This window comes from Pseudorhodoplanes sp. (assembly GCF_035565795.1).
Classification (GTDB): Bacteria; Pseudomonadota; Alphaproteobacteria; order Rhizobiales; family Xanthobacteraceae; genus Pseudorhodoplanes.
The window spans coordinates 1-24494 of record NZ_DATMRV010000207.1; the positions used below are offsets into that span (position 1 = coordinate 1).

27 protein-coding genes are annotated in these 24494 nt (G+C 63.2%); 11 read left to right on the forward strand and 16 right to left on the reverse strand.

The features are described 5' to 3' along the window. The 5 genes from VNZ93_RS18365 to VNZ93_RS18385 form a co-directional block, all read right to left on the reverse strand. On the reverse strand, positions 1–185 hold a 185-nt coding region (locus VNZ93_RS18365), incomplete at its 3' end, for an FAD binding domain-containing protein (RefSeq protein ID WP_325708406.1). Positions 186–313: 128 nt separating this feature from the next. Continuing rightward, a complete protein-coding gene (locus VNZ93_RS18370) occupies positions 314–1375 on the reverse strand; it encodes an ROK family protein (protein ID WP_325708408.1) in 1062 nt (353 codons plus the stop codon). Positions 1376–1427: 52 nt separating this feature from the next. Continuing rightward, on the reverse strand, positions 1428–2327 hold the full coding sequence (locus VNZ93_RS18375) for an NAD(P)-dependent oxidoreductase (RefSeq protein ID WP_325708409.1): 900 nt from the start codon (positions 2325–2327) through the stop codon (positions 1428–1430). 3 nt (positions 2328–2330) lie between these two features. Continuing rightward, entirely contained in the window at positions 2331–3515 is a 1185-nt protein-coding gene (locus VNZ93_RS18380) for an MFS transporter (RefSeq protein ID WP_325708412.1), read from the reverse strand. 7 nt (positions 3516–3522) lie between these two features. After that, positions 3523–4233, reverse strand: a complete 711-nt coding sequence (locus VNZ93_RS18385) for an MgtC/SapB family protein (RefSeq protein ID WP_325708415.1) — start codon at positions 4231–4233, stop codon at positions 3523–3525. Positions 4234–4339: 106 nt separating this feature from the next. Between VNZ93_RS18385 and VNZ93_RS18390 the strand changes: the two genes are divergently transcribed. Further along, positions 4340–5143 carry an alpha/beta hydrolase gene (locus tag VNZ93_RS18390; RefSeq protein ID WP_325708418.1) on the forward strand — a complete coding sequence of 268 codons (804 nt, stop codon included), beginning with the start codon at positions 4340–4342 and terminating at the stop codon, positions 5141–5143. Here the strand turns inward: VNZ93_RS18390 and VNZ93_RS18395 are convergent. After that, complete coding sequence (locus VNZ93_RS18395) at positions 5140–5880, reverse strand: TIGR02206 family membrane protein (protein ID WP_325708421.1); 741 nt, start codon at positions 5878–5880, stop codon at positions 5140–5142. The genes VNZ93_RS18390 and VNZ93_RS18395 overlap by 4 nt on opposite strands. A gap of 378 nt (positions 5881–6258) precedes the next feature. Between VNZ93_RS18395 and VNZ93_RS18400 the strand changes: the two genes are divergently transcribed. Then, complete coding sequence (locus VNZ93_RS18400) at positions 6259–7311, forward strand: CBS domain-containing protein (RefSeq protein ID WP_325708424.1); 1053 nt, start codon at positions 6259–6261, stop codon at positions 7309–7311. 169 nt (positions 7312–7480) lie between these two features. Here VNZ93_RS18400 and VNZ93_RS18405 read toward each other — a convergent pair whose 3' ends face one another. Next, positions 7481–8299, reverse strand: coding sequence for a tetratricopeptide repeat protein (locus tag VNZ93_RS18405; protein WP_325708427.1), 819 nt, complete (start codon positions 8297–8299; stop codon positions 7481–7483). Positions 8300–8499: 200 nt separating this feature from the next. Then, a complete protein-coding gene (rpsU, locus tag VNZ93_RS18410) occupies positions 8500–8799 on the reverse strand; it encodes a 30S ribosomal protein S21 (protein WP_325708430.1) in 300 nt (99 codons plus the stop codon). Positions 8800–9069: 270 nt separating this feature from the next. Between rpsU and VNZ93_RS18415 the strand changes: the two genes are divergently transcribed. Continuing rightward, positions 9070–9339: a cysteine rich repeat-containing protein gene (locus VNZ93_RS18415; RefSeq protein ID WP_325708433.1), complete on the forward strand. Its 270-nt coding sequence runs from the start codon at positions 9070–9072 to the stop codon at positions 9337–9339. Positions 9340–9395: 56 nt separating this feature from the next. Here VNZ93_RS18415 and VNZ93_RS18420 read toward each other — a convergent pair whose 3' ends face one another. The 3 genes from VNZ93_RS18420 to VNZ93_RS18430 all read right to left on the reverse strand — a co-directional run bounded on the left by VNZ93_RS18420 (position 9396) and on the right by VNZ93_RS18430 (position 11336). After that, positions 9396–10490, reverse strand: coding sequence for a 5-(carboxyamino)imidazole ribonucleotide synthase (locus VNZ93_RS18420; protein ID WP_325708435.1), 1095 nt, complete (start codon positions 10488–10490; stop codon positions 9396–9398). 1 nt (position 10491) lies between these two features. Continuing rightward, positions 10492–11043: a 5-(carboxyamino)imidazole ribonucleotide mutase gene (gene purE, locus VNZ93_RS18425; RefSeq protein ID WP_325708438.1), complete on the reverse strand. Its 552-nt coding sequence runs from the start codon at positions 11041–11043 to the stop codon at positions 10492–10494. A gap of 86 nt (positions 11044–11129) precedes the next feature. Further along, positions 11130–11336: a YdcH family protein gene (locus VNZ93_RS18430; RefSeq protein ID WP_325708441.1), complete on the reverse strand. Its 207-nt coding sequence runs from the start codon at positions 11334–11336 to the stop codon at positions 11130–11132. 245 nt (positions 11337–11581) lie between these two features. Here VNZ93_RS18430 and VNZ93_RS18435 point away from each other — a divergent pair, with 245 nt between their 5' ends. The 7 genes from VNZ93_RS18435 to VNZ93_RS18465 all read left to right on the forward strand — a co-directional run bounded on the left by VNZ93_RS18435 (position 11582) and on the right by VNZ93_RS18465 (position 16512). Continuing rightward, positions 11582–11761 carry a YdcH family protein gene (locus tag VNZ93_RS18435; protein ID WP_325708444.1) on the forward strand — a complete coding sequence of 60 codons (180 nt, stop codon included), beginning with the start codon at positions 11582–11584 and terminating at the stop codon, positions 11759–11761. A gap of 178 nt (positions 11762–11939) precedes the next feature. Beyond that, positions 11940–12938 (forward strand): tripartite tricarboxylate transporter substrate binding protein, encoded by a 999-nt coding sequence (locus VNZ93_RS18440; protein WP_325708447.1) that lies wholly within the window; start codon positions 11940–11942, stop codon positions 12936–12938. After that, complete coding sequence (locus tag VNZ93_RS18445) at positions 12938–13333, forward strand: hypothetical protein (RefSeq protein WP_325708450.1); 396 nt, start codon at positions 12938–12940, stop codon at positions 13331–13333. Before VNZ93_RS18440 ends, VNZ93_RS18445 begins: the two co-directional genes overlap by 1 nt. Further along, complete coding sequence (locus tag VNZ93_RS18450) at positions 13308–13661, forward strand: hypothetical protein (RefSeq protein WP_325708453.1); 354 nt, start codon at positions 13308–13310, stop codon at positions 13659–13661. Before VNZ93_RS18445 ends, VNZ93_RS18450 begins: the two co-directional genes overlap by 26 nt. A 350-nt stretch (positions 13662–14011) precedes the next feature. Further along, positions 14012–14482 carry a MarR family winged helix-turn-helix transcriptional regulator gene (locus tag VNZ93_RS18455; protein WP_325708456.1) on the forward strand — a complete coding sequence of 157 codons (471 nt, stop codon included), beginning with the start codon at positions 14012–14014 and terminating at the stop codon, positions 14480–14482. A 13-nt stretch (positions 14483–14495) separates the two neighbouring features. Beyond that, positions 14496–15485 carry a tripartite tricarboxylate transporter substrate binding protein gene (locus VNZ93_RS18460; RefSeq protein ID WP_325708459.1) on the forward strand — a complete coding sequence of 330 codons (990 nt, stop codon included), beginning with the start codon at positions 14496–14498 and terminating at the stop codon, positions 15483–15485. A gap of 10 nt (positions 15486–15495) precedes the next feature. Continuing rightward, the gene (locus tag VNZ93_RS18465; RefSeq protein ID WP_325708462.1) at positions 15496–16512 is read left to right on the forward strand and encodes a methyltransferase; all 1017 of its coding nucleotides are present in this window, start codon (positions 15496–15498) and stop codon (positions 16510–16512) included. A 19-nt stretch (positions 16513–16531) separates the two neighbouring features. On the opposite strand, the gene VNZ93_RS18470 is transcribed toward VNZ93_RS18465, so the two are convergent. The 5 genes from VNZ93_RS18470 to VNZ93_RS18490 all read right to left on the reverse strand — a co-directional run bounded on the left by VNZ93_RS18470 (position 16532) and on the right by VNZ93_RS18490 (position 22263). After that, complete coding sequence (locus VNZ93_RS18470; protein ID WP_325708465.1) at positions 16532–17683, reverse strand: glycosyltransferase family 4 protein; 1152 nt, start codon at positions 17681–17683, stop codon at positions 16532–16534. Between the two features lie 254 nt (positions 17684–17937). After that, a complete protein-coding gene (locus VNZ93_RS18475) occupies positions 17938–19581 on the reverse strand; it encodes an acyl-CoA synthetase (protein WP_325708468.1) in 1644 nt (547 codons plus the stop codon). Between the two features lie 124 nt (positions 19582–19705). Continuing rightward, a complete protein-coding gene (locus tag VNZ93_RS18480; protein ID WP_325708471.1) occupies positions 19706–20644 on the reverse strand; it encodes a glycerophosphodiester phosphodiesterase in 939 nt (312 codons plus the stop codon). Positions 20645–20736: 92 nt separating this feature from the next. Then, a complete protein-coding gene (locus VNZ93_RS18485) occupies positions 20737–21498 on the reverse strand; it encodes a sulfite exporter TauE/SafE family protein (RefSeq protein WP_325708473.1) in 762 nt (253 codons plus the stop codon). Positions 21499–21501: 3 nt separating this feature from the next. Further along, complete coding sequence (locus VNZ93_RS18490) at positions 21502–22263, reverse strand: sulfite exporter TauE/SafE family protein (RefSeq protein WP_325708476.1); 762 nt, start codon at positions 22261–22263, stop codon at positions 21502–21504. Between the two features lie 234 nt (positions 22264–22497). Here VNZ93_RS18490 and VNZ93_RS18495 point away from each other — a divergent pair, with 234 nt between their 5' ends. Then, positions 22498–24411 (forward strand): propionyl-CoA synthetase, encoded by a 1914-nt coding sequence (locus tag VNZ93_RS18495; protein WP_325708479.1) that lies wholly within the window; start codon positions 22498–22500, stop codon positions 24409–24411. Positions 24412–24494 lie beyond the last annotated feature (83 nt).

Consider the following 24494-nt stretch of genomic DNA (forward strand, 5'->3'; position numbering starts at 1 on the left):
CCGTCGAGCCCGGAGATACCGTTGAGATCGATCAGGATGCTCGGCTGCGACAGCCGCATGTTGAGCGTCGCCATCAGGCTCTGGCCGCCCGCAAGCAGCCTGGCGCCATCGCCGTGCTCGCCGAGGAGCTTGACCGCGTCCTCGACCGAACGGGCCTTCGCATACGCAAACGGCGCCGGCTTCACGCTGACCTCCCCGGGTCCTTGTTTTCAGTATTTGTTTTTTCTTATTCTGAGCGGGAGATCGTGCGGGCGTCAACAGTCGACAGTCATTCCGGGACGCGCCAAAGGCGCGGACCCGGAATCCAGCAAAGCTACTCCCCGTTCCGGTTGGTGAACCTCGCGTTGCCCAGTCCGGTGCCGATCGTCAGCACGGCCCAATGGTCGACGTCCTGCATGAACGGCGTTTCGCTCAGGCCCTGCACCACGGCATCGTTATGAAGAACAATGGCCGTTTCGTCGTCGCCGATCTTCGGAATCGCCTCATGGATCGCCTTGGGCAGATTGAAGCGGCTTGATGTCCAGTTTCCAGGCAGGTTCTGTGCACCCCGGTCGATCGAGCCATCCGGTTCGATCATGCCCGGACACCCGATCCCGATGAACGGCGCAAGCTTGATCTTCTCGCGCTGTGCCTTGGCGATCAGACGGTCCAGCATGCCGGCAAGGTTCTTGACTGCGTCCTCGCGCTTGACGTCGTCCTCGTCCGCGTGCCGCCACAATTCGTATTTCCAGACGGAGGCTTTGGACAGGTCTTTGTTCTTCTTGAGATTGAGATCGACGATGCCGGCGCGCATGTTGGTGCCGCCGATGTCAACGCCGATGATCGCGTCGTGCGCCTTGAACATCCACGCGGGCGCAAGATGCGCCGCGCCGAGGAGACCCGCTTCATCCGGATCGTTCCGGATCGGAACAAGATCCACCTTGATCTTGTCGGCCTTCAGGATCACGCCCGCGCGTCCGATCGCAAGTTCGCCGACACGATGCGCGCGGAACCCGCCGCCGACGACAATGCGTTCGGTTCCGGCCCAGGCCTTCTGCTTGAGAAAGCGGCGGATGACGAGAGCGAGTTCCTGAGCGAATTCCTCGATCGCGCCATGAACGAGGCCGGCCGCTTCCGGGTCGCCCTTGGTCAGCAATTCGTCGAGCTGCTTCTTGCTGAGGTCCGCGGTCGGTATGTCGCCGAAAGGATCGCCGCCGGTCTTGCGCAGGGCCTTGCGCCAGTTGTCGATGATGTCGGTAAACGCGCTCTTGCTGGCGCGGTCGCCAAGGAAGCCTTCGTCATCCTTGAGTTCGACATTGTAGCTGTCGACCTCGACGGACGGCAGACGCGCTGCGCCATGCGCGGCTACCGCGGGCAGTGTCTTGCTTTCGGCCATGCTGAACCCTCCAACGCGGATCAACGATGGAGGAGGGCGAGGGTTCCGCCGATCAGAGCGCCTTCACGATATCGATCGCGCGGCGCAGGAGCGTCATTGACGCCTCCAGCGTACGGAACGCGGCGTGCGCGGAGAGCGTGACATTCTCCATCCGGGTCAGCGGATGGTCGGCCTTCAGCGGTTCGCTGTGATAGACGTCGAGCCCGGCCTGCCGGATGTGCCCCGAGCGCAAGGCGGCCAGCAGCGCGTCCTCATCCACCAGCGCGCCACGCGCGGTGTTGACGAGGATGGCGCCGGGCTTCATGCGTGCGATGCGTTCCGCATTCAGGAATCCGCGGGTCTCATCGTTCAGCACGAGATTGAGCGAGATCACGTCGGACGTCGCCAGCAATTCGTCGATGTCCACGAGAGGCACCGGCGCGTCGGAGCGCTTCGTACGGTTATACGCGATAACCTTCATGCCGATGCCTTTGGCGATGCGCGCGGTCTCCGAGCCGATGCCGCCAAGGCCGATGATGCCGAGCGTCTTGCCCAGCAGCTGCATGCCCTCCAGCGGCTTCCAGGTGCCGGCACGAAGCGTGCGATCCATTCGCGCGATGTCGCGCGCGCAATCGAACATCAGCGCGATGGTGTGCTCGGCGACCGCAGTGTCGCCGTAACCCTTGATGATGTGGACGGTGATGCCAAGGTCCTTCAGTTCGGCGATGTTCATGTAGCTCGCCGCGCCGGTGCCAAGGAACACAATGTGCTTCAGCGATTTGCACTGCGCGATGATCGGCGTCGGCATGTAGGAATGGTCGTCGAGCACGACGTCGTAGCCGTCGAGCAGGCGCGGCAGATCCTCGCTCGTGAAGGGCGCGGTATTGACCGTGACCGGCGGGTCGCCCGCGCCATGCACGCGCTGCCAGACCGGTTCGAGCTGATGATTGCAGTCGATGAAGATTGATCGCATGTGTTACCTACTCGCGCGTTTCATGGCCGCGCGCAACATCAGCGCGACGGCAAGTCCGGACACCGTGACGGCCAGAAACAGGAACGGGACGCGGGCCCAGCCGAAATGCTGGACCATCGCGGCCATAGCCGCCGGTCCGAACAGGTTGCCGAGATTGCTGGTCTGGTTGAGGAGGCCGAGCACGATCGCCAGCAGCGCGGAGGTTGCGGCGAAGCGCGGCGCGGCGGCAAAGATCGAGGCCGGGATCAGGCCCGTGACCGCGAGGCTGACCGAGGCCAGCGCCGCGATCACGATCACCGGCAATTGTTCGGAAAAGACGCCGAAGCCTGCCGCGCCGACGAAGCAATAGCCGAACGCCGCAATCGCCCAGATCGGCGCGCCCATCCGCAACAATGCGCCGGCGAAGATATTCCCCACGGCATTGGCCGCGACCGTGATCGCGCTGATCGTCCCCGCCGCCGAGATTGAAAGTCCGAGGCGATCGACCAGCAGGGTGGGGAGGAAATTCGCCATCGCAGCGTACTGGAAGGTGTAGATGCCGAAGGCGAGCGCCAGCAGGATCGGGCCGGGCGAGCCGATCACCGCCTTGATGTTTGGCCCGAGCGTTTGCAGCGGCGCGGTGGGTTGCGCATCCTCCTTCAACGGCATGACGGCCATCACCAGCGCATAGGCGAGCGCGACGATGCCGTTGAAGATCCACAGCATCTGCCAGCCATGCGCCATCAGATGCGGTCCGGCGATCATCATGGCGAGCGACCCGACCGGCATATAGGCGCCCCAGACCGCAAGCACGGTGTCGCGATCTTTCGGCGCGGTGACGGCGCGCAGGAGCCGCGGCAGGGCGAGCACAGCGGCGAGGAAACCGCAGCCCTCGATCACGCGCGTCGCGATCAGCAGCGTGCCGTCGGTGACGAAAGCGCCCGCGAGACTGCCGAGACCCGCTGCGATCAGTCCGGCGAGCAGGGTACGCTTTGCGCTGAACAGCGACGCCATGATGCCGGCTGGCAGACCGGCGATCGCGCCGAGTACGCCATAGGCGCCGATCACCCACGACGCGACAACCAGCGTCAGCGACAGGTCCTTCTGCAGCACCGGCACCGCGATCGCGGCCTTGCCGATCTGCAGGGCAACCACGACGCCCGCAAGGATAAGGGCGGCTACCGCGCCCCAGCGTGTCCTGTCTGCCATGATGATGTCAGTCGCCCGTCGGCGAAATTCGGAATTCGGTGACGTCGGGTTGCGCGCGCAGATGCTGCGACAGCGCATCGATCGCGTTGCGGCCCCGGCTCTTGATCATCATCCGGTACTCGAAGGTCTCGCCGCGATCGGTCAGCCGCGAGGACAGATTGGCGACGCTGAAGCCCTTGTCGGCGATCATTGCGCGAAGCCGCGTCTCGTCGATGGCTTTCGCGCGCGGGAATCCGATGACCAGATGGGCGTAATGCTCGGACGGCAGCTTGTCCTCGATCCAGCGAAACAGCGACAGGATCGCCAGCACCATGACAGTGCCGAGCGCAGCCGCGAAATAGAAGCCGATCCCGATCAGGATGCCGATCGCCGCGGTGATCCAGATCGAGGCGGCGGTGGTGAGTCCGCGAACCGTCAGTCCCTCCTTGAAGATGACGCCGGCGCCGAGGAAGCCGATGCCGGTCATGATGCCCTGCGCCATGCGGGTGGGGTCGGTGCGGATGGCGTCGAGCGGCAGATGGGTCATCCAGAGGTCCTGATAGACCGTGACCAGCATCAGCAGCGCGGAGGCAAGGCACACCAGCGCATGGGTCCGGAACCCGGCCGGGCGGCCGTGGAAGGTCCGTTCGAATCCGATCATGCCGCCGATCACCACGGAGGCGATCAACCGGATGACGATGATAATTTCCTCCGCCGCGAGCGGGAGCGCCGTCTGCATGACGCGGACCATAATCGTTTCGGCCAGTGTCACAAGCCCGCCCGAATCCCAGCCATGCCGGGGCCCGTGTCGCGGTCCGGCAACATGGACGTGCTAGAGTGCCGCCATGTCCACCCTGAAGTCCGTCGTTCTCATCGCTTTGGCCTTATACCTCGGTCTCGTTGCGATCATGTATTTCGCGCAGCGTGCGCTGATGTATTTTCCGTACACGGTGCGGATGACGCCGGAGGAGGCGGATTTTCCGCAGGCGCAGGAGGTTATGCTGCGCGCGGCGGACGGCACGAATGTCATCGCCTGGACGGTGCCGCCGAAAGAGAACAGATCGGTCGTCGTCTATCTTCACGGCAATGGCGGCTCGCTCGCGCATCGGGTGGCGCGCTTCCGCAGGCTGGTCGATGACGGCACGGGGCTCGTCGCCCTGTCGTATCGCGGCTATGGCGGCTCGGAGGGAAGCCCGACGGAGGAGGGGCTGATCGCCGATGCCCGTGCGGCGTATGAGTTTGCGCGCTCGACCTATCCGAAGGCGAACATCGTCCTGTGGGGCGAGTCGCTCGGCACCGGCGTCGCGGTCGCGCTGGCCGCCGAACAGGATGTCGCCGCCGTGATCCTGGAGGCCCCGTTCACCTCGACGCGCGATGTCGCGTCCTCAGCCTATCCATTCCTGCCGGTGACGCTCCTGATGAAGGACCAGTTCCGGTCCGACGAGCGGATCGGCAGGGTGAGGGCGCCGGTGCTCGTCATGCATGGCGAACGCGATCGCGTGGTGCCGTTCCGTCTCGGCGAGCAGCTCTATGCGATGGCGAACCAGCCGAAGGACTTCGTGCGCTTTGCCGATGGCGGGCACGAGGATCTCGACCGCTACGATCATCTCGCCGCCGCGCGCAAATTCATCGCGCAGCATGTCCGCTAGCTTTGCGTCGCGCGCCTTGCGGATGCGAGCTTCCACGGCAGCACCAGCAGCGGAAAACTCAAGGCCGCGAGCGCAAGCACGATGATAGCGCGCAGCGGCCACGGCCCGAGTGCATCGATGAAGGGCGGAATTTTCAAGGGCGGCGCCGGATTGCCGAGATAGGCGTAGTTCGCGCCGAGCCAGGCATTCACCGCGACGACGGCGCCGACATAGACCGCGCTGAAGGCATAGACGCGCGGCAGGTCGTTCCAGAGCGGGCGATAACCGAGCACCATCAGGTCGTAGAGCGCGCAGGCCAGCACGATCGCGTGCGCGGCGAAGAAGAACCAGAACACCGGTGTTGCGGGTCCGGCCGACAGCGCGGGCTGGATGAACGCCTGAACCGTCAATGCGAAGGTCCAGAAATACAGCGTCGCGCGCAGGAAGCGGTTGCCCGTGAGCAGCGCGAACGGCCCGATCAGTCCGCCGAGATCGCAGATATGCAGCGGCAGGCCGGTGAGCCAGTCGATGCCCGATGCGTGAAACCAGGCATTCTGGAACACCCAGAATACGACGCAGGACCAGGCGAAGCCGCGCCGGAACGTTTCCTCCGCGCCGCTGTCGCGCAGGCGCCGCGCGACCATGATGAGGATCGTGATGGCGAGAAGGCACACCAGCACGGAGACGGCGTGCAGTGGGGTGTAGGGCTTGAAAATCGCCCACGGGCCGGGTGTGACCGGCGCGATCGCTGGCTGCATCGTGACGGCCCCCCTGTCCGCGACTCAGCAGGAAGCGGGAAGCCTAGCGCCAAAGCGGGGCGGTGTAGAGACGCGGGGCGCTGCGGCGGCACGCCGCCCTCGGCGCCGGGCCGCGCCTTACCTCCATACGCGAAGAGTGCGCAAAACGCGCAAGCACATGGCGTCAGCCTGCTCCCGGCAGGGTTTCGTAGACCCCGCCAATGCAGTTTGCGGTACGCAAACTTGTTGTGTGTGCTGCGACGCCGCACCTCGCTCCGCTCAAAAACGACGCCTCGCGACAGCGGTCCTAGTGAGCGAGTTCATATTCCATGGATATGTCAAGAGTGGCGAAACTGCTGCAGATGATGCATCTTTGAATGCATCACTTGGGGCAGGCGCATGCGAACCGAGACTAAATTGTTTGAAATCGCAAGGCTGTTACGAGAAGGTCAAGAGTCGCCACGGATCAGTGTTCGTACGTTATTGGAATGGTTTGGCGCACAAAGGCGTGGCTCTTGGTTGGTCTGGCACATTCGCTCTGCTCTTGATCGCGCTGGTCTTAGTACTGAGCCGGACTTCGAGTCGGCGTACATAGATTCTTACTTGAGCTTTGTTCTTGTTGATAAAGGGAATGCTTCGCCAGACGGTCGCTTGTCAGCGACTGAGACTGATAGCGCGCTGGCAAGTTCAGTGCCCGTTGCTTCAGTAGCTCAAAATGATCCAACCTATAGAATAAGCAAACTGGCTGCTGCCAACAAAGCACCAGTTTTTGTTGCCCCTAATGCTTCCTTGGAAAGAGCGGTAACGCTCATGTTGACGAACGATTTCTCGCAACTGCCAGTGATGACATCTGAACGAGAGGTCAAAGGGGTCGTGAGTTGGGCATCAATAGGGGCGCGTTTAGCATCCGGTCAATCTGGCAAGTCGGCTCAAGATGTGATGGATCATCACCAGGAAATTCGTGCATTTGACTCGTTATTTCAAGCGATACCAATAATTATTCAACATCAGTATGTCTTAGTTCGTGCGGCCGACAATCGAATAACTGGGATCGTGACAGCTAGTGATCTTAGCGAACAATTTCAGCAGTTGGCGGAGCCATTCTTGTTGTTGGGCGAGATAGAAAACCATATCCGCAGATTGTTAGATGGGAAGTTTTCCTCAGAAGAGCTGGGTTCCATTCGAGACCCGGAAGATAGTGCGAGAAGTGTCAGCGCTGTGGCGGACCTAACTTTTGGTGAATATGTTAGATTGATAGAAAAGCATGACCGCTGGACAAAGCTCGGAATTGCAATCGATCGTCAAACGTTCTGTGACGCATTGGATGACGTTCGCAGAATCCGAAATGATGTGATGCATTTCGATCCGGATGGCGTGCCTCCATCTGATTTGGACAAATTACGAAAGTTTACCGGATTTCTCTCTCGGCTGCAGGCTATCGGTGTCAGCTAGAATATCACGAAGCACGTCGCGTGTGCTGCAGTGTGGGTTAGATCCGCGCGCGCCTAACCCGCCAGCTACGTTGCCATGACGAAAGTATTGGGTTGCGGCACTGAAGTCATGTCACGACAAGGCCGCACGTCTCGGGCTCTGACGAAATTGCGCGCATACAGCGCCCAACTCAAAACGCCTGATACGTCTGCCCGAACTTGCCGCCGACTCTTCGGAAGCCTTCTGACGCAGGCGCATAGTTCTGCTGGATGTTGAGCGCCTTCGCGTATGAGCCCGCGGCCTTTTCCTTGTCGCCCAGGCGCTCATAGGCGAGACCGCGCGAGGTCCACGCGGCGAAATTCTGTTCGTCGATGCTGACCGCGTTGTCGAGATCGCCGGTCGCGGCCTTGAGGTCGCCGGCCGCGATGTAGGAGAGGGCGCGCGCGAGATAGGGATCGGCTTCGCGCGGCGCCAGCGTGATCGCGGTCGAGAAATCGTCGATCGCGAACTGGTGCTGGTTGTCGCCCTGATAGAGCAGGCCGCGATTGTAATAGGCCTGCGCGTTGTCGGGCCGGATCGCGATCGCACGGTTGATGTCTTCCAGCGCTTTCAGGGTCTGCTTCTTGTCGCGCCAGGCGAGCCCGCGTCCGAGATAGGCGGCGGCGTAATTCTCGTCGATGCGGATCGCGGCGTCGTAATCCTTCAGCGCAAGATCGGGTTTGCCGTCCTGACGATGGACGAGGCCGCGATTGGCATAGGCCTCGGAATATTTCGGATCGAGCTGGATCGCCTTGTTGAAGTCGATCAGCGCTTCCTTGCGGCGGCCGGACGAGGCCAGCACGCTGCCGCGCATGTTGTAGGCCTGCGGATCGTTCGGTTGCGACTGGATCACATCGGTAAGCGAGGCGATGTTGGCCGGCGAGGCGGAATAGCTCGCCTCCGGGAGCGCGCTCTGGTCGAGCATGGTCGAACAGCCCGCGAGCGCGAACGCGGCCGCAAGGCTTGCCATTTGAGATGCGGCGCGTGCGAAGGGGCGCGCGGCGCGGCTGGCCGGAAAGGGCGGGACGTTCGGCGGGCTCATTGCGCGCGATGATAGACGGAATGGCGTGGCGGTAAAACGGCGGGCGCGGGATATGCCTCCCACAAAGCAAAACCGCCGGAGTTGCCTCCGGCGGCTTCGTAAACCCCTCGTGCGAAACGCGTGTGCAGTTAGCGCGCGCCGCCAAAGCCGCCGCCAGCAGGCCGCGGGCCACGTCCACCGTCGCGGCCGCCTGCAGCACCAAAGGCCGGCTTCGGCTTCATCGGCAGCAGGCCTTCGCGCTGCAGCTTCTTGCGCGCCAGCTTGCGGGCACGACGCACGGCTTCAGCCTTCTGGCGAGCCTTCTTCTCGGACGGCTTCTCGTAATGGCCGCGAAGCTTCATTTCGCGGAAAATGCCCTCGCGCTGCATCTTCTTCTTGAGCGCCTTGAGAGCCTGGTCGACGTTGTTATCGCGGACGAGAACCTGCACGGATAATCCTTCTTCGCGGCTGCAGCCCAAGCCGGATCGGCCGGCGGGCAGTGCATGAATTGTTGTACGGGAGCCGAGTTGGGCTGAAACCGGCCCTTCGAGTCGGGCGGCGGAATAGCAGAAAGCCAGGGGAAAGTCCACTTCGGTTTCAACCGGGCGGCGCGTCCACGGCCGCGATGTCACAGGGGCTCTATTTTCCCCGGCCCGCCTTGCCTGGGGACCAATTCGCAGCCATGCCTGACTCTCGGCGGCAAATCAAAGGGAGGTCCGATGTCTGGCGCGAAGGGGGCAGTTTTTGCGGTGATTCTGGTGTTCGGTGCGGCCGGGGCGGCCTTTGCCCAGCAGCAGCCGGCACCGCTTCCGCCTTTCCCGAACATGATGCAGGGAACACCGGAGGAGGAACGCGCCTGTGCGCCGGATTCGGCCAAATACTGCCAGCGGTTCGAGCCGGATCCGCTGCAGGTGCTGGGCTGCCTCCAGCAGAATCGGGCGCGGCTGAGCAAGTCCTGCCAGACGGTTCTGCGGAACCGGGGGGTGTGAGCCAGAGGCGAACTCCATCCGCTCCCTCCCCCTGAAAGGGGGAGGTGAAGGACGACTCAGTCTACCTGTACGCGGGTGACGTGGCCCATCTTGCGGCCGGGAACCGGCTCGCCCTTGCCGTAGAGGTGGAGCGAGGCGCCCGGCACCGTCAGCCAGCGCCCGTAATCGGCCGCTTCGGCTCCGATCAGGTTCACCATCTCGACCCGGCCGAGCCGCACCGGCACCGCCAGCGGCCAGCCGGCGATCGCGCGGATATGCTGCTCGAATTGCGACACCGAGCAGCCGTCGATGGTCCAGTGCCCGGAATTGTGCACGCGCGGGGCGATTTCGTTGACGAGGACGCGTTGCGCCGTGCCGTCGCGCACGACGAACATCTCCACCGCCAGCACGCCGACATAGTCGAACGCGGTCGCAATGGTTTCCGCAATGCGCACGGCCTCGGCCGCGACCTGATCGGGGATGCCCGCGGGCACGCGCGAGACCTTGAGGATGTGGTCGCGGTGCTCGTTCTCGGTGACGTCGAAGCTCTGCAGCGAACCGTCGCGGCCGCGCGCGACCACGACCGAGACTTCCCGCTCGAACGGAACGAATCCTTCGAGGATGCAGGGCGCCCCGCCGATGGCGCGCCAGCCCACGGCCGGATCGCCGCCGGCGTCGATCTTGAACTGGCCCTTGCCGTCATAGCCGAAGCGCCGCGTCTTCAGGATCGCGGGCAGGCCGATGCGGCGCACCGCCTCGAACAGCTGCGGCGCATCGGCGACCGGCGCATAGGGCGCGGTCGCGATGTCGAGCTGCTCGACGAATTCCTTCTCGATCAGCCGGTCCTGCGTCGTCGCAAGCACGCGCGGGTCGGGGAGGACGAGCTTTCGCTGCGACAGGAATGAGGCGGTCTGCGCCGGCACATTCTCGAATTCATAGGTGATGACGTCGCATTCGTTGGCGAAACGGGCGAGCGCGTCCTGGTCTTCGTACGGGGCAATGGTGGCGCGCTTGACCACCTCGAAGGCGCAGGAATCGGCCTCCGGCGCGTAGACATGGCAGTTCAGCCCGATCCGCGAGGCGGCCTGCGCCAGCATGCGCGCCAGCTGGCCGCCGCCAAGAATGCCGATCGTCGCGCCGGGCGGGAGCGAGCCGTTGTCGCGCTTGATCATCTTACTTCGATCGTTGGTTGGCAGATTTTGGAGGCTTCGTCTCGTTCACGGCCTTCGGCCTTTTGGCGACGCTCGCGGTCTGCGCCTTGCGGAGCGCCGCAAGCCGCTTGGCCAGCGGCTTGTTGTCGAGCGCCAGCACGGCGGCGGCGAGGAGCGCCGCGTTGATCGCACCGGGCTTGCCGATCGCGAGCGTGCCGACCGGGATACCGGCGGGCATCTGCACGATGGAGAGGAGCGAATCCTTGCCCTCCAGCGCGGTGACATTCATCGGCACGCCGAACACCGGAAGCGTCGTCATGGCCGCAGCCATGCCGGGCAGGTGCGCCGCGCCGCCTGCGCCGGCGATGACGATCTTGTACTTCTTGTGCGCCGATTTCGCGAAGGCATAGAGCCGGTCGGGAGTGCGATGTGCGGACACGATCAGCGCGTCGTAGCCGACCTTGAGACGGTCGAGCATCTCGGCGGCGTGCTGCATGGTCGCCCAGTCGGACTGGCTGCCCATGATGATGGCGACGGGCTTCTTTCTGGATGATGATTTCGGCCGGGCGGCCATTGTGGCGATTCCGTGGATCGAAAGAAGCGGCCGACTATACGCAGCAGCCGGGGTGCGGCAAGCCAAAGGACCGGTGTTTGTCCTGACTAGGCAATGATATCCGGGGTCAACTCGTCCTCGATGAAGGAGATGCGATCGCGAAGGATGAGCTTGCGCTTCTTCAGGCGCTGCACCTGGATCTGGTCGCGGCCAGGTGCGTCGTTCAGCGCATCGATGGCAGCGTCAAGGTCGCGGTGCTCCTGCTGCAGCCGCGCAAGTTCCGCCCGCAAATTGCTCTCGTCCTCGCCCGTCATGCCAGTCGGTTGTGAAAACCCTCTCGGTTCAATGGGTTGTGGCCACCCCACATTCCCGTCCGGTACCATCTTGTGCCGCGAGACTGGAACCCGTTCAAGCCAGACGGCCCGCAAAGTCGCCAAAAGCTAACGAAAAGCGGGGATTTGCCGCAACGCAATTTCCGCCCGCTGTCGACTTGCCACAATTCGCATGTCAAAGTGTTCAGGTTAGGACTCCACCCCCATCCGAGGAGGCCAAATCCCCCATGTCGATTCAAGAGCATCTTGTAGAGCTCAAGGCCCGTCATCGGGAGCTTGAGGAAGAGATCGCCGATGCCCTCGCGCATCCATCGAGTGACGACATCAAGATAGCGGAGCTGAAACGACGGAAGCTCCAGTTGAAGGATGAGATCGCCAGGATGCAGTCATCGACCAGCATCCACTGAGCTGACATTCAATTTCATGGCGTAATGACGACCGTACCGCCGGCTCTCGCAAGAGAGACCGGCGGTCTTGTTTTTGGGAACGGCGCATCTGACATTGGGGGCGCCGGAGCATGACTGCGCCCGGCAACAACCGCGCCGGACATGGCTTCGAACCAGAGCAACATCGGGGGATTGTGTCGTGAGAACTATCGCGGAGAGAACAGCGAAATCGCTGCTGTGTGGTCTCGCGTTGCTGGCGTGTCTTGGCGGCGCGATCAGCATTTCCGCGCAGGCGCAGGATTATCCGAACCGACCGATCACCCTGATCGTGCCGTTCCCGCCCGGCGGCGGTAACGACGCAATGGCGCGCATCATCGCCGACAAGCTGTCGGCGTCGCTCGGTCAGCAGATCGTGGTCGACAATCGTGGCGGCGCCGGCGGCGTGATCGGATCGCGCGCGGCGGCGAAGGCGGCGCCGGACGGTTACACGCTGCTGCTCGGTCACACCGGCACGATGGGCATCAATCCGAGCCTCTATACGAATCCGGGCTACGATATCCGCAAGGACTTCGCGCCAATCGGACTGATCGCGGTGATGCCGATGGCGTTCATGACCCAGCCCGGCTCGCCCTACAAGACCGTCGCAGACCTGATCGCCGCTGCGAAGAAGGAGCCCGGCAAGATCAATGTGGGCTCGTCGCCGAAGGGCACCGGCTCGCATCTGTGCGCCGAACTGTTCATGGCCAGCGCCGGCGTGAACATGAACCTCATTCCCTACAAGGGCACCGCGCAGAGCCTCACCGATCTCGTCGGCGGTCATGTGGCGGTTGCCTGCAACATCATTCCGCCGGCCTTCGGCAATCTGAAGGGCGGCACGCTGCGCGCGCTTGCGGTGACATCCGCGAAGCGCTCCAGCCATCTGCCGGACGTTCCGACCGTCGCGGAATCCGGATTGCCGGGCTTTGAAGCCGATCTCTATTACGGTCTTCTTGCGCCGGCCGGCACGCCGCGTCCGATCATCGACCGGCTGAATAAGGAGTTGCGCGCGGCACTGGCGCAGCCCGACGTGCAGGCGCGTATCGCCAACGACGCTGCGGAGCCGATGTCGAGCACGCCGGAAGAACACGGCGCATTGCTCGATCGTGACGAGACCAAGTGGTCGACGCTGATCCGCAAGCTCAACCTGAAGATCGATTGATGCGCCTCGCGGCTCTCACATTGATTCTCCTGGTCGCGTGCGGCAGCGCGTTCGCCTCGGAAATCGTTGATCGGCCGGCTTCGCAAGCGCCACAACTTGCGGAGCCTTCGCAGAAATTCGCTGAGGACTCCAAGCTCGACTTGCAGAAGCCCGAGGACGATGGGGCCAAGCCTGACGAAAACTGGTGGCAGAAGATCACTCGCGATGCGCCCAGCTGCAAATCCTTCACCGATGGCTGCCGTATCTGCAGCCACACCGTCTGTTCGAATATCGGGATCGCCTGTCAGCCGAAGGAATGGTCCTGCAACGATGCCAATTCCGGCGCCAATCCTGGCGCCGAGCCGGATGCCAAACCCGAGACAAAGCCAGATGAAAAGCCTCAGCCAAAGCAATAGCCAGCGACGCCTCGCGCGCCTGATCGCGGCTGCGTTCGTGTTTGCTGCGATCACACCGGCGCCGGCGCAGGACGTTCGCGGGCTGGAGGTCTGCACCGCCGAAAAGCAGATGGAGCGCCGGACCAGCTGCCTGCAGGCCAACGCGGAGTTTCTTCAGGGTGTGATCGACCGCAACGCGCGCGACGCACGGCAGAAGATCGAGGCCGCGACCAAGGAGCTTGCGGCGGCGCGGACCGAGATCAACGCGCTGAAGGCTGCACTTGCCACGACGCAGGCAAGGCTCGAGAAGCTGGAAAAGCCGCAGGACGACAAGGCGAAGGCGAAATAGCGGCGTCCCGTTCGTCGCTCATTCCCGCGAAGACACGAATTCAGCCGGTCTACTTCAGCGCGATGGCAGGGCGATGCACGGACATCGGCTCGGTCATCGCCTCGCCGTAAGCCGCGATCACCCGGCAATAGACGAGGCTGTCGCGCCAGTCTGTCGCCGCTCTCTGCCTGTTCGCGTCCCCAACCTACCTGACGATGTGCCGCCGCCCCGGCGGGTGGAGCTTGACTCGTCCAAATCGTCAGAATACTAACGATAAGAATTCTAACGATTTGGGTCGGATGTCTCGAAATGCTCTCCAGAAGGCGGTTGAGCCCGCCCCGGTTGAACGACCGGAGCGTCCGGCCGTCCCGGTGCAACCCACGCCCAGCGCCCTTGCGCGCCGCTTTCATCAAATCTGCACGTCCGCCGTCGCCGGCGCTTTGGCCGATTCCGGCCTGACGCCGCTGCAATATGCGGTGCTCGCCTATCTCTATGTGAATCCCGACATCGAACAGAACAGTCTTGCCGCGCGGCTTGGCGTGGATCGCGCAAGCACCAGCATGCTCGTCGATCAGCTCGAAAAGCAGGGCCTCGTCGAGCGGCGCATCAACGGTGAGGATAGGCGCGCACGCCTGTTGCGCCTGTCGCGGCCCGGTATCGCGTTGCGCAAGCGGCTGCATCCGACCGGGCGCGCAGTCGAGAAGGAAATCCTGTCGGCGCTTACGGCCGCCGAGCAGGAAACGTTGATTGCGCTCCTGACAAGGGTGGTCGCAACCAACGAGGCGCTCGCGCGGCCCGGCGCCGGACGGAGAAAGCCGAAGCCGCGGAATTCATCGAAGTGAACAGGAGCGTACCATGCTTGCAAAGCCAGAATTAGCTCGATCGTTCGCGTTGGGACTCGCCCTGATCGTCACGACGGCGGCTGGAGGCACCGCTGCCGAATCCTGGCCCCAGCGGACCGTCCGCCTCATCGTTCCGAATCCGCCGGGCATCGCCAACGATGTCATAGCGCGGCTGTTCGCGGAGAAGCTGAGTGAGAAATGGAAGCAGCCCGTCATCGTGGAAAATTTGCCCGGACCGGATGGCCTTGTGGCAGCGCGCGAATTCGTAAGGCGGAGCGACGACCACACGCTGCTCTATTCGTTTGCGGCACTGATCAGCATCAATCCGTTGACGATCGAGAAGCTGCCCTACGATCCGGCGCACGACCTCGTCCCAATTGCGTCAACGTCCGACAACTTCCTTGCGATTGCGGTTTCCAGTTCTCTGAACGTCAACTCGCTTGCCGAGCTCATTCAGCTGGCTCGCAAGCGAAGCGGCCAACTGACGTGGGCGGCGACGCCCGGAGTCCCCTATTACGCCTTCGCCGCCTTTCAGAAGGAAAGCGGCCTCTCCATGGTCCAGGCTCACTATCGTGACTTCAATCAAGCCATCACCGATCTGCGCGAGGGACGAATCGATGCAATCGCAGCCGGTGTCTTGCCGCTCTTGCCGCAAGCGCGCGACGGAAAGATCAAGTTTCTCGCGTTCCTGAATGGAGCGCGTTCGCCGGCGGCGCCCAGCGTGCCGACAATGGCGGAAGAAGGCTATCCGGCAATGAAATTCGAAGCGGTCACCGGTTTCTTTGGATGGCGCGACATGCCTCAGCCGTTGCGCGAAAAGATCGCGGCCGATATCGGCACAGTCGGCGACCAGCCCGAGGTTCGGGAACGCCTCGCCAAGCTCGGATCGGCGGTGCGGGGCAGTACGCCGGCGGAATTTGCCGCTGTCATCGCCACGCAGCGCGCGCAGATCGCCGCCATTGCGGGTGAGATCACGAAGTCCGGCGTACCGAAGCAACAATAAGGGGGAGGCCTTGAGCGGGGGATTTGCGCCTGCGTTTGAACGGATCCACCGGCTCGCCTATGCCTATCGCGAGGCAAAGGTCCTGCTGAGCGCGGTCGAGCTCGATGTTTTTTCCGCACTCTCCGACCAGGCGCTCGATCTTGAATCCCTGCGCCTGAGGATCGGCATCGACAGGCGCGGCGCGCGCGACTTTTTTGACGCCCTGGTCGCGCTCCGACTTCTTGATCGCGGAGACGACGGCCGGTATCGCAATGCGCCGGAAACTGCGTTCTATCTTGATCGCACCAAATCCACCTACCTCGGCCATGAGCTCGAATTCATCAATGCGAGCCTCTACCCGAAATGGGCATCGCTGAGCGATTCTCTTAGAACGGGCCGGCCGCAGACCGAACCGGATCGTTCCGGCCCCTATGGCAGCCGGTACCGCGACAGCAAGGGGCTTGCGCAATTTGCGGCCGCCATGACCGCTGCAACGCGACCGATCGCGGACGCGCTGGCTGGGACTTTTCCCTGGTCGCGCTGCAAGAGGGTTGTCGATATCGGCTGCGCGGAGGGGTGCCTGCCGGTGCGATTGGCGCAGAGCCATGCACATCTGACTGTCGTTGGATTCGATTTGCCGCCGATCGAACCGGTGTTCGAGGCCTATGTCCGCAAACACGCGCTGTCCGACCGTGTGATCTTTCATCCCGGCGATTTCTTGCAAGCCCCGTTGCCCGCAGCGGACGTGCTGGTCATGGGGCGAGTGCTGCACAATTGGGATTTGGACACAAAGAAGCTCCTGCTCGCCAAGACCTACGCTGCCCTTTCGGAGGGCGGACGTCTCATTGTCTATGAACGGTTCATCGACGACGAAAGAATGTCGAATGCAACCGGTCTGCTCGCCAGTCTCAACATGCTCGTGATGACGCCCGGCGGATTTGATTTTACCATTGCGGATTGCCGTCAATGGCTGGACGAGGCGGGATTCAACGGCGCCGAATTCGCACCGTTGACGCCGGATCAGTCGATGATTGTGGCCACGAAATAGCTGGCAGGTGCCAACGAATTCATTGCTTCGATGCGAGCACTGGATCGTACAAGAGGACCGTCTTCGTCATCGCCTCGCCGTAAGCCGCGATCACCCCATCCACCATCGCGTCGACCGAGAACAGCGATGCGACGCGGCGGCGGAGATCATCCGCGAGCATCCGTGCCGCTGCGGGATTGTCCATCGTGCGGGCGATTGCGCTGGCGAGCGCGTCGACATTGCCCGCCTCGACCAGCGCGGACGACAGCGGACCATAGATCTCGGGAATGCCGCCGACATTGGTTGTGATCATCGACTTGCCGGCGGCCGCGGCCTCCAGGACCACATAGGGAAGCGACTCCGCGCGCGACGGGATGACCATGATATGGCCGAGCGCGAGCGCCTCGCGAGCCGGCATCGCCGGCCTGAAGCGGATCGCGTGTTGCAACGACAGGCGCTGGACCTGCGCCTTCAGCGCAGCCTCGTCGGGGCCGCTGCCGACCAGCGTCGCGGTGACGGCGCGTCCGGTCGAGTGCAGGCGCGAGATTGCGTTGATCAGGACGTCGATGCCCTTCACCGGCCGCAATTCGCCGATGAAGATCAGATCGGTGGCATCCGGCACGGGTGCGATCGGCTCGAATTCGCCTTGCGACACGCCGTTATGGATGACGCGCACGAGGCCGTTCGGCTTGCCGATCTTCTCGCGGAAGATCTGGCCGCTATAGGCGCTCTCGAACAGGAACAGTGTGGGGCGCGCGAGCAGAATGCGCTCCAGCGTGAGATACATCCGGCCCGACCAGTTGTCGTGGCTGAGCAGCAGGCTTCCGCCATGCGGCGTGTAGGCGCGCACGAGGCGGCGTCCGGGAATGGCGAGGCGCGCATAGGCGCCGCCCTTGGCGCCGTGACCGTGAATGACATCGGCCCGCGTGTCGTGAATGCGCCGGGTGACATGCAGCACGGCGGGCATGTCGAGCGGGCTGAGCGGACGCCGCATCGGGATGCGCGTCAGCCCGAGCGCAAGCTGCGGCGCAAGGTCGGCAAAGATCTCGTCCGCCCTCATGTTACCGGTGGTCGAATCCGCGATGATGCCAACCTGGTGACCACGCGCGATCTGCCCGCGCACGAGATCGACCACGTGCCGGAACAACCCGCCGACGGGGGCACGGAAGACGTGGATGATGTTCAGATGCATTCGGGTATCGTCTTGAACCAGTACGGCTGCACCTCGGCACGCCGAAAGCGGCGCCGGTAAGGCTGCAAGCCGTAGTTCTACGAGAGTATGCCTTCTGGTTTGCCGCATCATTAATGCGGCGGAAAGCACGCCTCATGCGCGCGCAAGCCTGCCATGAGATTTTGCGCAGACTTGCGAGCAGGCTTGCGAAGGTCCGTAAAGAGTCTGGTTACCATACGCGCGTGTTTGCTTGCGCGGCGCCCGCGGTCGCGCGCCTACACCTCGCGCGCCATATCGCGCAGCTTGAACTTCTGGATCTTGCCGGTGCTTGTCTTCGGCAGTTCAGAAAACACGATGTGTCGCGGAACCTTGTAGCCGGCGAGATTGTCACGGCACCACGCGATCAGATCGTCCGCGCTCGCACTCGCGCCGGGCTTGAGTTCGATGAATGCGCAGGGCGTCTCGCCCCATTTGTCGTCGGGCTTTGCCACCACGGCCGCCGCCTGCACGGACGGATGCTTGTAGAGCGCGTCCTCCACTTCGATCGACGAGATGTTCTCGCCGCCGGAAATGATGATGTCCTTCGAGCGATCCTTGAGCTGGATATAACCATCGGGGTGCATCACGCCGAGATCGCCGGTGTGGAACCAGCCGCCGGCGAACGCCTTGGCGGATGCAGCGGGATTCTTGAGATAGCCTTTCATCACCACATTGCCGCGCATCATCACTTCGCCGAGGGTCGCGCCGTCGCGGGCCACGGGCTGCATCGTCTCGGGGTCCATCACCTCGAGCGCTTCGAGCGCGCCGTAGCGTACGCCCTGCCGCGCTTTCCGCGCGGCCTGTTCGGCGGACGTCAGCGCGTCCCAATCCAGATGCCAGTCATTGACCACGGCTGGGCCGTAGCATTCGGTCAGCCCGTAAAGATGCGTGACGTTGAAACCGGCTTCCTTCATGCCGGCGAGCACGGCTTCCGGCGGCGGCGCGGCCGCGGTGAAGAATTCCACCACATGCGGCAGCGGCTTCTTCTCGCTGGCCGGCGCATTGAGCAGCGTCGCCATCACGATCGGCGCGCCGCACAGATGCGTCACCTTGTGGTTCGCGATGGCGTCATACATCGCCGCCGCGCGCACCTGACGCAGACACACATGCGTGCCGGCCAGCACCGAGATCGACCACGGGAAGCACCAGCCGTTGCAGTGGAACATCGGCAGCGTCCACAGATAGACCGGATGTTTGCCCATGCTGCAGGTCACGACATTGCCGGTCGCGAGCAGATAAGCGCCGCGATGGTGATAGACCACGCCTTTCGGGTCGCCGGTGGTGCCGGATGTGTAGTTGAGCGAGATCGCGTCCCATTCATCATCCGGCATCTGCCACGCGAAGTCGGCATCGCCCTCTTTCAGGAAGGCTTCGTATTCGATCGTGCCGATGCGTTCGCCTTCGCCGGCATATTCGGGATCGTCGTAATCGATCACCAGCGGCTTCACCTTCGCGCGCGAAAGCGCATCCTTCATCACCTTCGAGAATTCGCGATCGACGATCAGCACTTTCGTTTCGGCATGATCGAGGGTGAATGCATTCACGGCGGCATCGAGCCGCGTATTGATGGTGTTGAGCACCGCACCGGTCATCGGCACGCCGTAGTGGCATTCCAGCATCGCCGGCGTATTGGCGAGCACGACTGACACGGTGTCGCCGCGCTTGATGCCGCGCTTTGCGAGCGCCGAGGCGAGGCGGCGGGAGCGGGCGTAGAAGTCGCGGTAAGTGCGCCGAAGCGGCCCGTGGATGATGGCGACGTGATCGGGATGCGTGCTCGCCGCGCGCTCCAGAAATTGCAGCGGCGTCAGCGGCTGGAAGTTGGCCGCGTTGCGGTCGAGGTCGATATCGTAGGGCGTCAGATTTTGGGGCGTTTTCGCCATTGTTGTTGCCTCCCTGGGGCTGAGGCAACAATAGGAAGAGGCGCGCAGGTGATCAATCGCGTGTCGACGCGAGCGCAGTGTTCAGACACCCTCCCCCTGCAAGGGGGAGGTAACGAAGGCTGCATCAGCGCACCGATACCGGCTTGGGTGCCGCGATGCCCTTCGGCAGCGCCGCGCGGGCGCGGTCCGGATAATCCGAGATGATGCCGTCGATGCCGGTCTGGTACATCAGTTCGAGGTCCGCCATCTCGTTCACCGTCCATGGGATCACTTTCAGTCCGAGGCCGTGCGCTTTCTTCACCAGCGCTGCGGTGACGTTGTGGAAATAGGGCGACCAGACCGTGCAATCGGCGGCTTTCACGAGGCGCGGCACCGAACCGCCGTAATCGTCGATATCGAGGCCGACCGTCCATGGCGAGGGGCCCGGCAGGTTGCGGCCGATATTGTCCTCGCCCGGAGTTTCGATCGTCAGGCAGACGCGTTCGATCTGCGGCGCGATGCGCCTTGCCACCATCAGGGTACGCCAGTCGAAGCTCTGGATGCTTGCGCGTGAGGTGAGCCCGGCGTCCTGGATTGCTTTGGTAAGCGCGGTCGCGAAAGTTTCGGGGTCGGGCGCATCGGCTCCGGAGGTCGGCGTCAGCTTGGTCTCGATATTGAAGCGGATATGGTCGGCGCCGTTACGCTGCACGAGATCGAAGACGTCGGTGAGCTTCGGAATGCGGACATTGTCTGCGCCCCGCTGCGTCGGGAAGCGTGCGGCATAGGCGGTGCCGGGCTGGATGCGGCCGACATCATAGCGCTGCAATTCGTCGAAGCCGAGCGAACGGATCGCCGGACCTTGCTTCTTCAGGAATTCGCCGTCGGGGCCGCGCGTGTGTTCGGGATTGAGATAGGAATCGTGGCTGACGACCAGGACATCGTCCTTTGTCATTGCCACATCGAGTTCAAGCGTGGTGACACCGATCCTCAGCGCGGTCTCGAAAGCGGGAATGGTGTTTTCCGGTGCCAGCCCGCGGGCGCCACGATGGCCCTGAAGATCGAACGCCTGTGCGGGTGAGGTCATGACGGCGAACGCTACAACAGAAACGATGACGGGTCCGATAGGCCTGATGCAGGCAGGCTAGAAATCGCCTGTGTCAGCACGGTGACGTGCTCTCAGCCCCGCATCAAGCCGGTAATGCCCTGCCACAGCAACATCACCGACACGCAGAACACCAGCGTATAGGCGATGCGATAGAACACCTCCACCGGCGTCACCCGCACCAGATAGATGCCGAGTGCGTTGGCGGCGACCGCGACCGGCAGCAGCACCATGGAGGTCGCGAAGTTCACCGTGGAGAATTGCCCGAGCGCGAAATAGGGACCGATCTTCAGGAAATTCACGATCGCAAAGAAGATCGTGGTGGTGCCGACCAGCGTGAGCTTCGGCAGTCGCTGCGGCAGGACATGCACCTGATAGGGCGGGCCGCCGGCCTGCGACAGGAACGAGGTGAAGCCCGAGACGCTTCCCCAGAACGCGCCGCCGAGCGCCGTCTTCTTGTGGCCTTCCGCCGGAATTTTGGTGAACAGCGAATAGATCACGAAGACGATGCCGATGACGCCGACCGAGATGCGCAGCGCATCGTTGCTGACATAGGCCGCGAAGGCCCATGCGAGCGCCATGCCGACGAGTGCGCCGGGCAGCATTACCTTCAGATTCCAGGGATCGAAATCGCGCCGGTACCACCAGACCGAGATGGCATCCTGCACGATCAACACCGGCAGGATCAGCGCCGCAGCTTCCAGCGGCGGCAAATACAGCGCCGTCAGCGGCGTCGCGATCACGCCGACGCCGGCAAAGCCGCCTTTCGACAATCCAAGCGCGATCAGGGCCGGGATCGCGACCATGTAGAAGAGCGGATCGGTGATGATGGACATCTGTCAGGCCGCGAATGCGGTCACGCCGTTGCGGATCAGTTCAAGCGAAATCAGGAACGTGATGACATACACGATCCTGTAGAACCTTTCCTGCGGCGTGACGCGGACCAGCCAGATCCCGAGATAATTCGTGGCGATCGCAAGCGGAAACAGCGCAGCCGAGATCCAGAGCGTGTCGGTGGTGAACTGCCCTAGCGCGAAATAAGGAATGACCTTCGCGAGGTTGGTCGCCGCGAAATACATGGTGGCGGTCCCCGCGAAGATCAGCTTCGGCAGGTGCTGCGGCATCATGTGGACCTGCCAGGGCGGAGCGCCGGCGTTGGCCAGCGTCGATGTGAACCCTGAAAGCGAGCCCCAGAACACCCCGCTCGCCGCACTCGGGCGAATCCCGATGTCGCCTCCGGCCGGACCGAACCAGCGCCACAGGACGAAGGTCACGCCGATGACGCCAACCGCGAGGCGCACCGCCGCGTCCGGCACGTAGGCCGCGAGGAGTCCGCCGGCCGCGACCCCGATCAGGCCGCCCGGGATCAGAACTTTCAGATTCCAGGCATCCCAGTGGTGCCGGTAGGCCCAGACCGAGATCACGTCCTGAAGGAGCAGGATCGGCAGCATGATCGCCACCGCCTGCAGCGGCGGGACGATCAGCGCCAGGAGCGGCGTCGCAACCATGCCCACGCCGGTGAAGCCGCCCTTGGCGAGGCCAAGCAGCGTCACGCCGATTGCGGCGACGATCCAGAACAGCGGGTCGGTAGGGAGGCTCAAGCGGAGGGTCTCATTTTGCGGCGGATCAAATACGAGCGCCCGGGCGACCGCTACTGCAAATTGCGAATGGCGCGCCTGCGTGGTGCATGTTCCGGCCTGCATCTGTGCGGCGCTTGCAATTGCGGGCCACAATCCGACAATTGCCGAAAATTCCGCTCTCCTCTCTGTCGATGGCTGCATGGCCTCGTCGGGACGCAGGACAAAGGGAGCGCGATACAGGGAGGCGCGTGCGAGATGGATGCCAAGACAACAAGCCGGTACCCTGAGGTCTATGCGCAGTGGAAGCGCGACCCGGAGGGCTTCTGGGCCAAGGCCGCGACGGAGATCGACTGGATCGAGCCGGCCAGGAAGGTCTTCGATCCGTCCATGGGCGTCTATGGTCGCTGGTTTGCGGGTGGTGTGCTGAACACCTGCTACAACGCGCTTGACCGGCATGTCCTGAACGGACGCGCTAACCAGACCGCCCTGATCTACGATTCGCCCGTCACGAGCAGATTATGTTCGTTCTCCTATGAGGAGATGCTGTTCGAGGTCGCCACGCTCGCCGCCGTTCTGAAGGACTTCGGCGTCGGCAAGGGCGACCGCGTCATCATCTACATGCCGCTTGTGCCGGAGGCGGTGTTTGCGATGCTCGCCTGCGCGCGCATCGGTGCGGTCCATTCCGTGGTGTTCGGCGGCTTCGCGGCGAGCGAACTGGCGAAACGCATCGACGATGCGGAACCCAAGCTCATCCTGTCCGCCAGCTGCGGCATCGAGCCGGGACGTATCGTCAAGTACAAGCCGCTGCTCGATGAGGCGTTGGAAATGGCGCAGTCCAAGCCATCGGCCTGCGTGATCCTGCAGCGTCCGCAGGAACAGGCCACACTGGTCGAAGGCCGCGATCACGACTGGGCGACGCTGCGCGACGCCGCGATCGCCGCAAAGAAGACCGCCGATTGCGTTCCGGTGCTCGCGACCGATCCGCTCTATATCCTCTATACGTCTGGCACGACCGGCATCCCGAAGGGGGTGGTGCGCGACAATGGCGGACATGCCGTCGCGCTGAAATGGTCGATGAAGAACCTCTACGGCGTCGATCCCGGCGAAGTGTGGTGGTGCGGCTCCGATATCGGCTGGGTGGTCGGGCATTCCTACATCGTCTACGGGCCGCTTCTGCATGGCGCGACCTCGATCATGTATGAGGGCAAGCCGGTCGGCACGCCGGACGCGGGTGCGTACTGGCGCGTGATCTCGCAGCACAAGGCGGTCGCGTTCTTCACGGCGCCGACCGCGTTTCGCGCGATCAAGAAGGAAGATCCGAACGGCACATTCCTGCCGAAATACGATCTGTCGAAATTCCGCACGCTGTTCCTCGCCGGGGAGCGTGCCGATCCGCCGACCGTGGAATGGGCGGAGCAGAAGCTGAACCGGCCGGTGATCGATCACTGGTGGCAGACCGAAACCGGCTGGTGCATTGCAGGCAATCCGGTCGGCCTTGGCATGCTGCCCGTGAAGCACGGCTCGGCCACGGTGCCGATGCCGGGCTGGGACATCCGCGTAGTGGACGAGAGCTGCAAGGAAGTGCCGGCGGGCACGATCGGCTCGATCGTCGCAAAGCTGCCGATGCCGCCCGGCGCGTTCCCGACACTGTGGCAACAGGACGAGCGCTTCAAGGAAGCCTATCTCGCGGAGTTTCCCGGTTACTACAAGACCGCGGATGCCGGCTTCCTCGATGAGGACGGCTACGTCAACGTCATGGGCCGCACCGACGACATCATCAACGTCGCGGGCCATCGTCTGTCTACCGGTGGCATGGAAGAGGTGCTCGCGTCGCATCCAGATGTCGCCGAATGCGCCGTGATCGGCATGGCCGATACGCTGAAGGGCGAGGTGCCCTGCGGCTTCGTGGTGCTGAAGGCGGGCGTCACGCGCGATCACGCCACGATTGAAAAGGAGGTCGTCGGTCTCGTGCGCGAGCGGATCGGTCCGGTCGCTGCGTTCAAGCTTGCGATCACCGTGTCGCGGCTGCCGAAGACGCGCTCCGGAAAAATTCTCCGCGGCACCATGAAGAAGATTGCCGATGGCGAATCCTGGACGATGCCCGCGACGATCGAGGATCCGAAGGTGCTCGACGAGATCGGCGAGGCGGTGAGAGGGCGGGGAGCGTGATGCTGCCGTTCGTGGCGAAAGGCTGCGTCGGCGCGTGTTTGATTGCTTTCGAGACGGAACAATAGTTCCGTGTCGAATGTACA

Excerpts from the sequence above, each read along its gene's own strand:
- VNZ93_RS18470 (WP_325708465.1), bottom strand. The coding sequence starts at position 17,683 with ATGCATCTGAACATCATCCACGTCTTCCGTGCCCCCGTCGGCGGGTTG.
- VNZ93_RS18400 (WP_325708424.1), top strand. The coding sequence starts at position 6,259 with ATGCGAACCGAGACTAAATTGTTTGAAATCGCAAGGCTGTTACGAGAA.
- VNZ93_RS18395 (WP_325708421.1), bottom strand. The coding sequence starts at position 5,880 with ATGCAGCCAGCGATCGCGCCGGTCACACCCGGCCCGTGGGCGATTTTC.
- VNZ93_RS18435 (WP_325708444.1), top strand. The coding sequence starts at position 11,582 with ATGTCGATTCAAGAGCATCTTGTAGAGCTCAAGGCCCGTCATCGGGAG.
- VNZ93_RS18390 (WP_325708418.1), top strand. The coding sequence starts at position 4,340 with ATGTCCACCCTGAAGTCCGTCGTTCTCATCGCTTTGGCCTTATACCTC.
- VNZ93_RS18405 (WP_325708427.1), bottom strand. The coding sequence starts at position 8,299 with ATGGCAAGCCTTGCGGCCGCGTTCGCGCTCGCGGGCTGTTCGACCATG.
- VNZ93_RS18475 (WP_325708468.1), bottom strand. The coding sequence starts at position 19,581 with ATGGCGAAAACGCCCCAAAATCTGACGCCCTACGATATCGACCTCGAC.
- VNZ93_RS18415 (WP_325708433.1), top strand. The coding sequence starts at position 9,070 with ATGTCTGGCGCGAAGGGGGCAGTTTTTGCGGTGATTCTGGTGTTCGGT.
- VNZ93_RS18460 (WP_325708459.1), top strand. The coding sequence starts at position 14,496 with ATGCTTGCAAAGCCAGAATTAGCTCGATCGTTCGCGTTGGGACTCGCC.
- VNZ93_RS18495 (WP_325708479.1), top strand. The coding sequence starts at position 22,498 with ATGGATGCCAAGACAACAAGCCGGTACCCTGAGGTCTATGCGCAGTGG.
- VNZ93_RS18375 (WP_325708409.1), bottom strand. The coding sequence starts at position 2,327 with ATGCGATCAATCTTCATCGACTGCAATCATCAGCTCGAACCGGTCTGG.
- VNZ93_RS18385 (WP_325708415.1), bottom strand. The coding sequence starts at position 4,233 with ATGCAGACGGCGCTCCCGCTCGCGGCGGAGGAAATTATCATCGTCATC.
- purE (WP_325708438.1), bottom strand. The coding sequence starts at position 11,043 with ATGGCCGCCCGGCCGAAATCATCATCCAGAAAGAAGCCCGTCGCCATC.
- VNZ93_RS18480 (WP_325708471.1), bottom strand. The coding sequence starts at position 20,644 with ATGACCTCACCCGCACAGGCGTTCGATCTTCAGGGCCATCGTGGCGCC.
- VNZ93_RS18450 (WP_325708453.1), top strand. The coding sequence starts at position 13,308 with ATGAAAAGCCTCAGCCAAAGCAATAGCCAGCGACGCCTCGCGCGCCTG.
- VNZ93_RS18420 (WP_325708435.1), bottom strand. The coding sequence starts at position 10,490 with ATGATCAAGCGCGACAACGGCTCGCTCCCGCCCGGCGCGACGATCGGC.
- VNZ93_RS18380 (WP_325708412.1), bottom strand. The coding sequence starts at position 3,515 with ATGGCAGACAGGACACGCTGGGGCGCGGTAGCCGCCCTTATCCTTGCG.
- VNZ93_RS18485 (WP_325708473.1), bottom strand. The coding sequence starts at position 21,498 with ATGTCCATCATCACCGATCCGCTCTTCTACATGGTCGCGATCCCGGCC.
- VNZ93_RS18430 (WP_325708441.1), bottom strand. The coding sequence starts at position 11,336 with ATGACGGGCGAGGACGAGAGCAATTTGCGGGCGGAACTTGCGCGGCTG.
- VNZ93_RS18370 (WP_325708408.1), bottom strand. The coding sequence starts at position 1,375 with ATGGCCGAAAGCAAGACACTGCCCGCGGTAGCCGCGCATGGCGCAGCG.
- VNZ93_RS18445 (WP_325708450.1), top strand. The coding sequence starts at position 12,938 with ATGCGCCTCGCGGCTCTCACATTGATTCTCCTGGTCGCGTGCGGCAGC.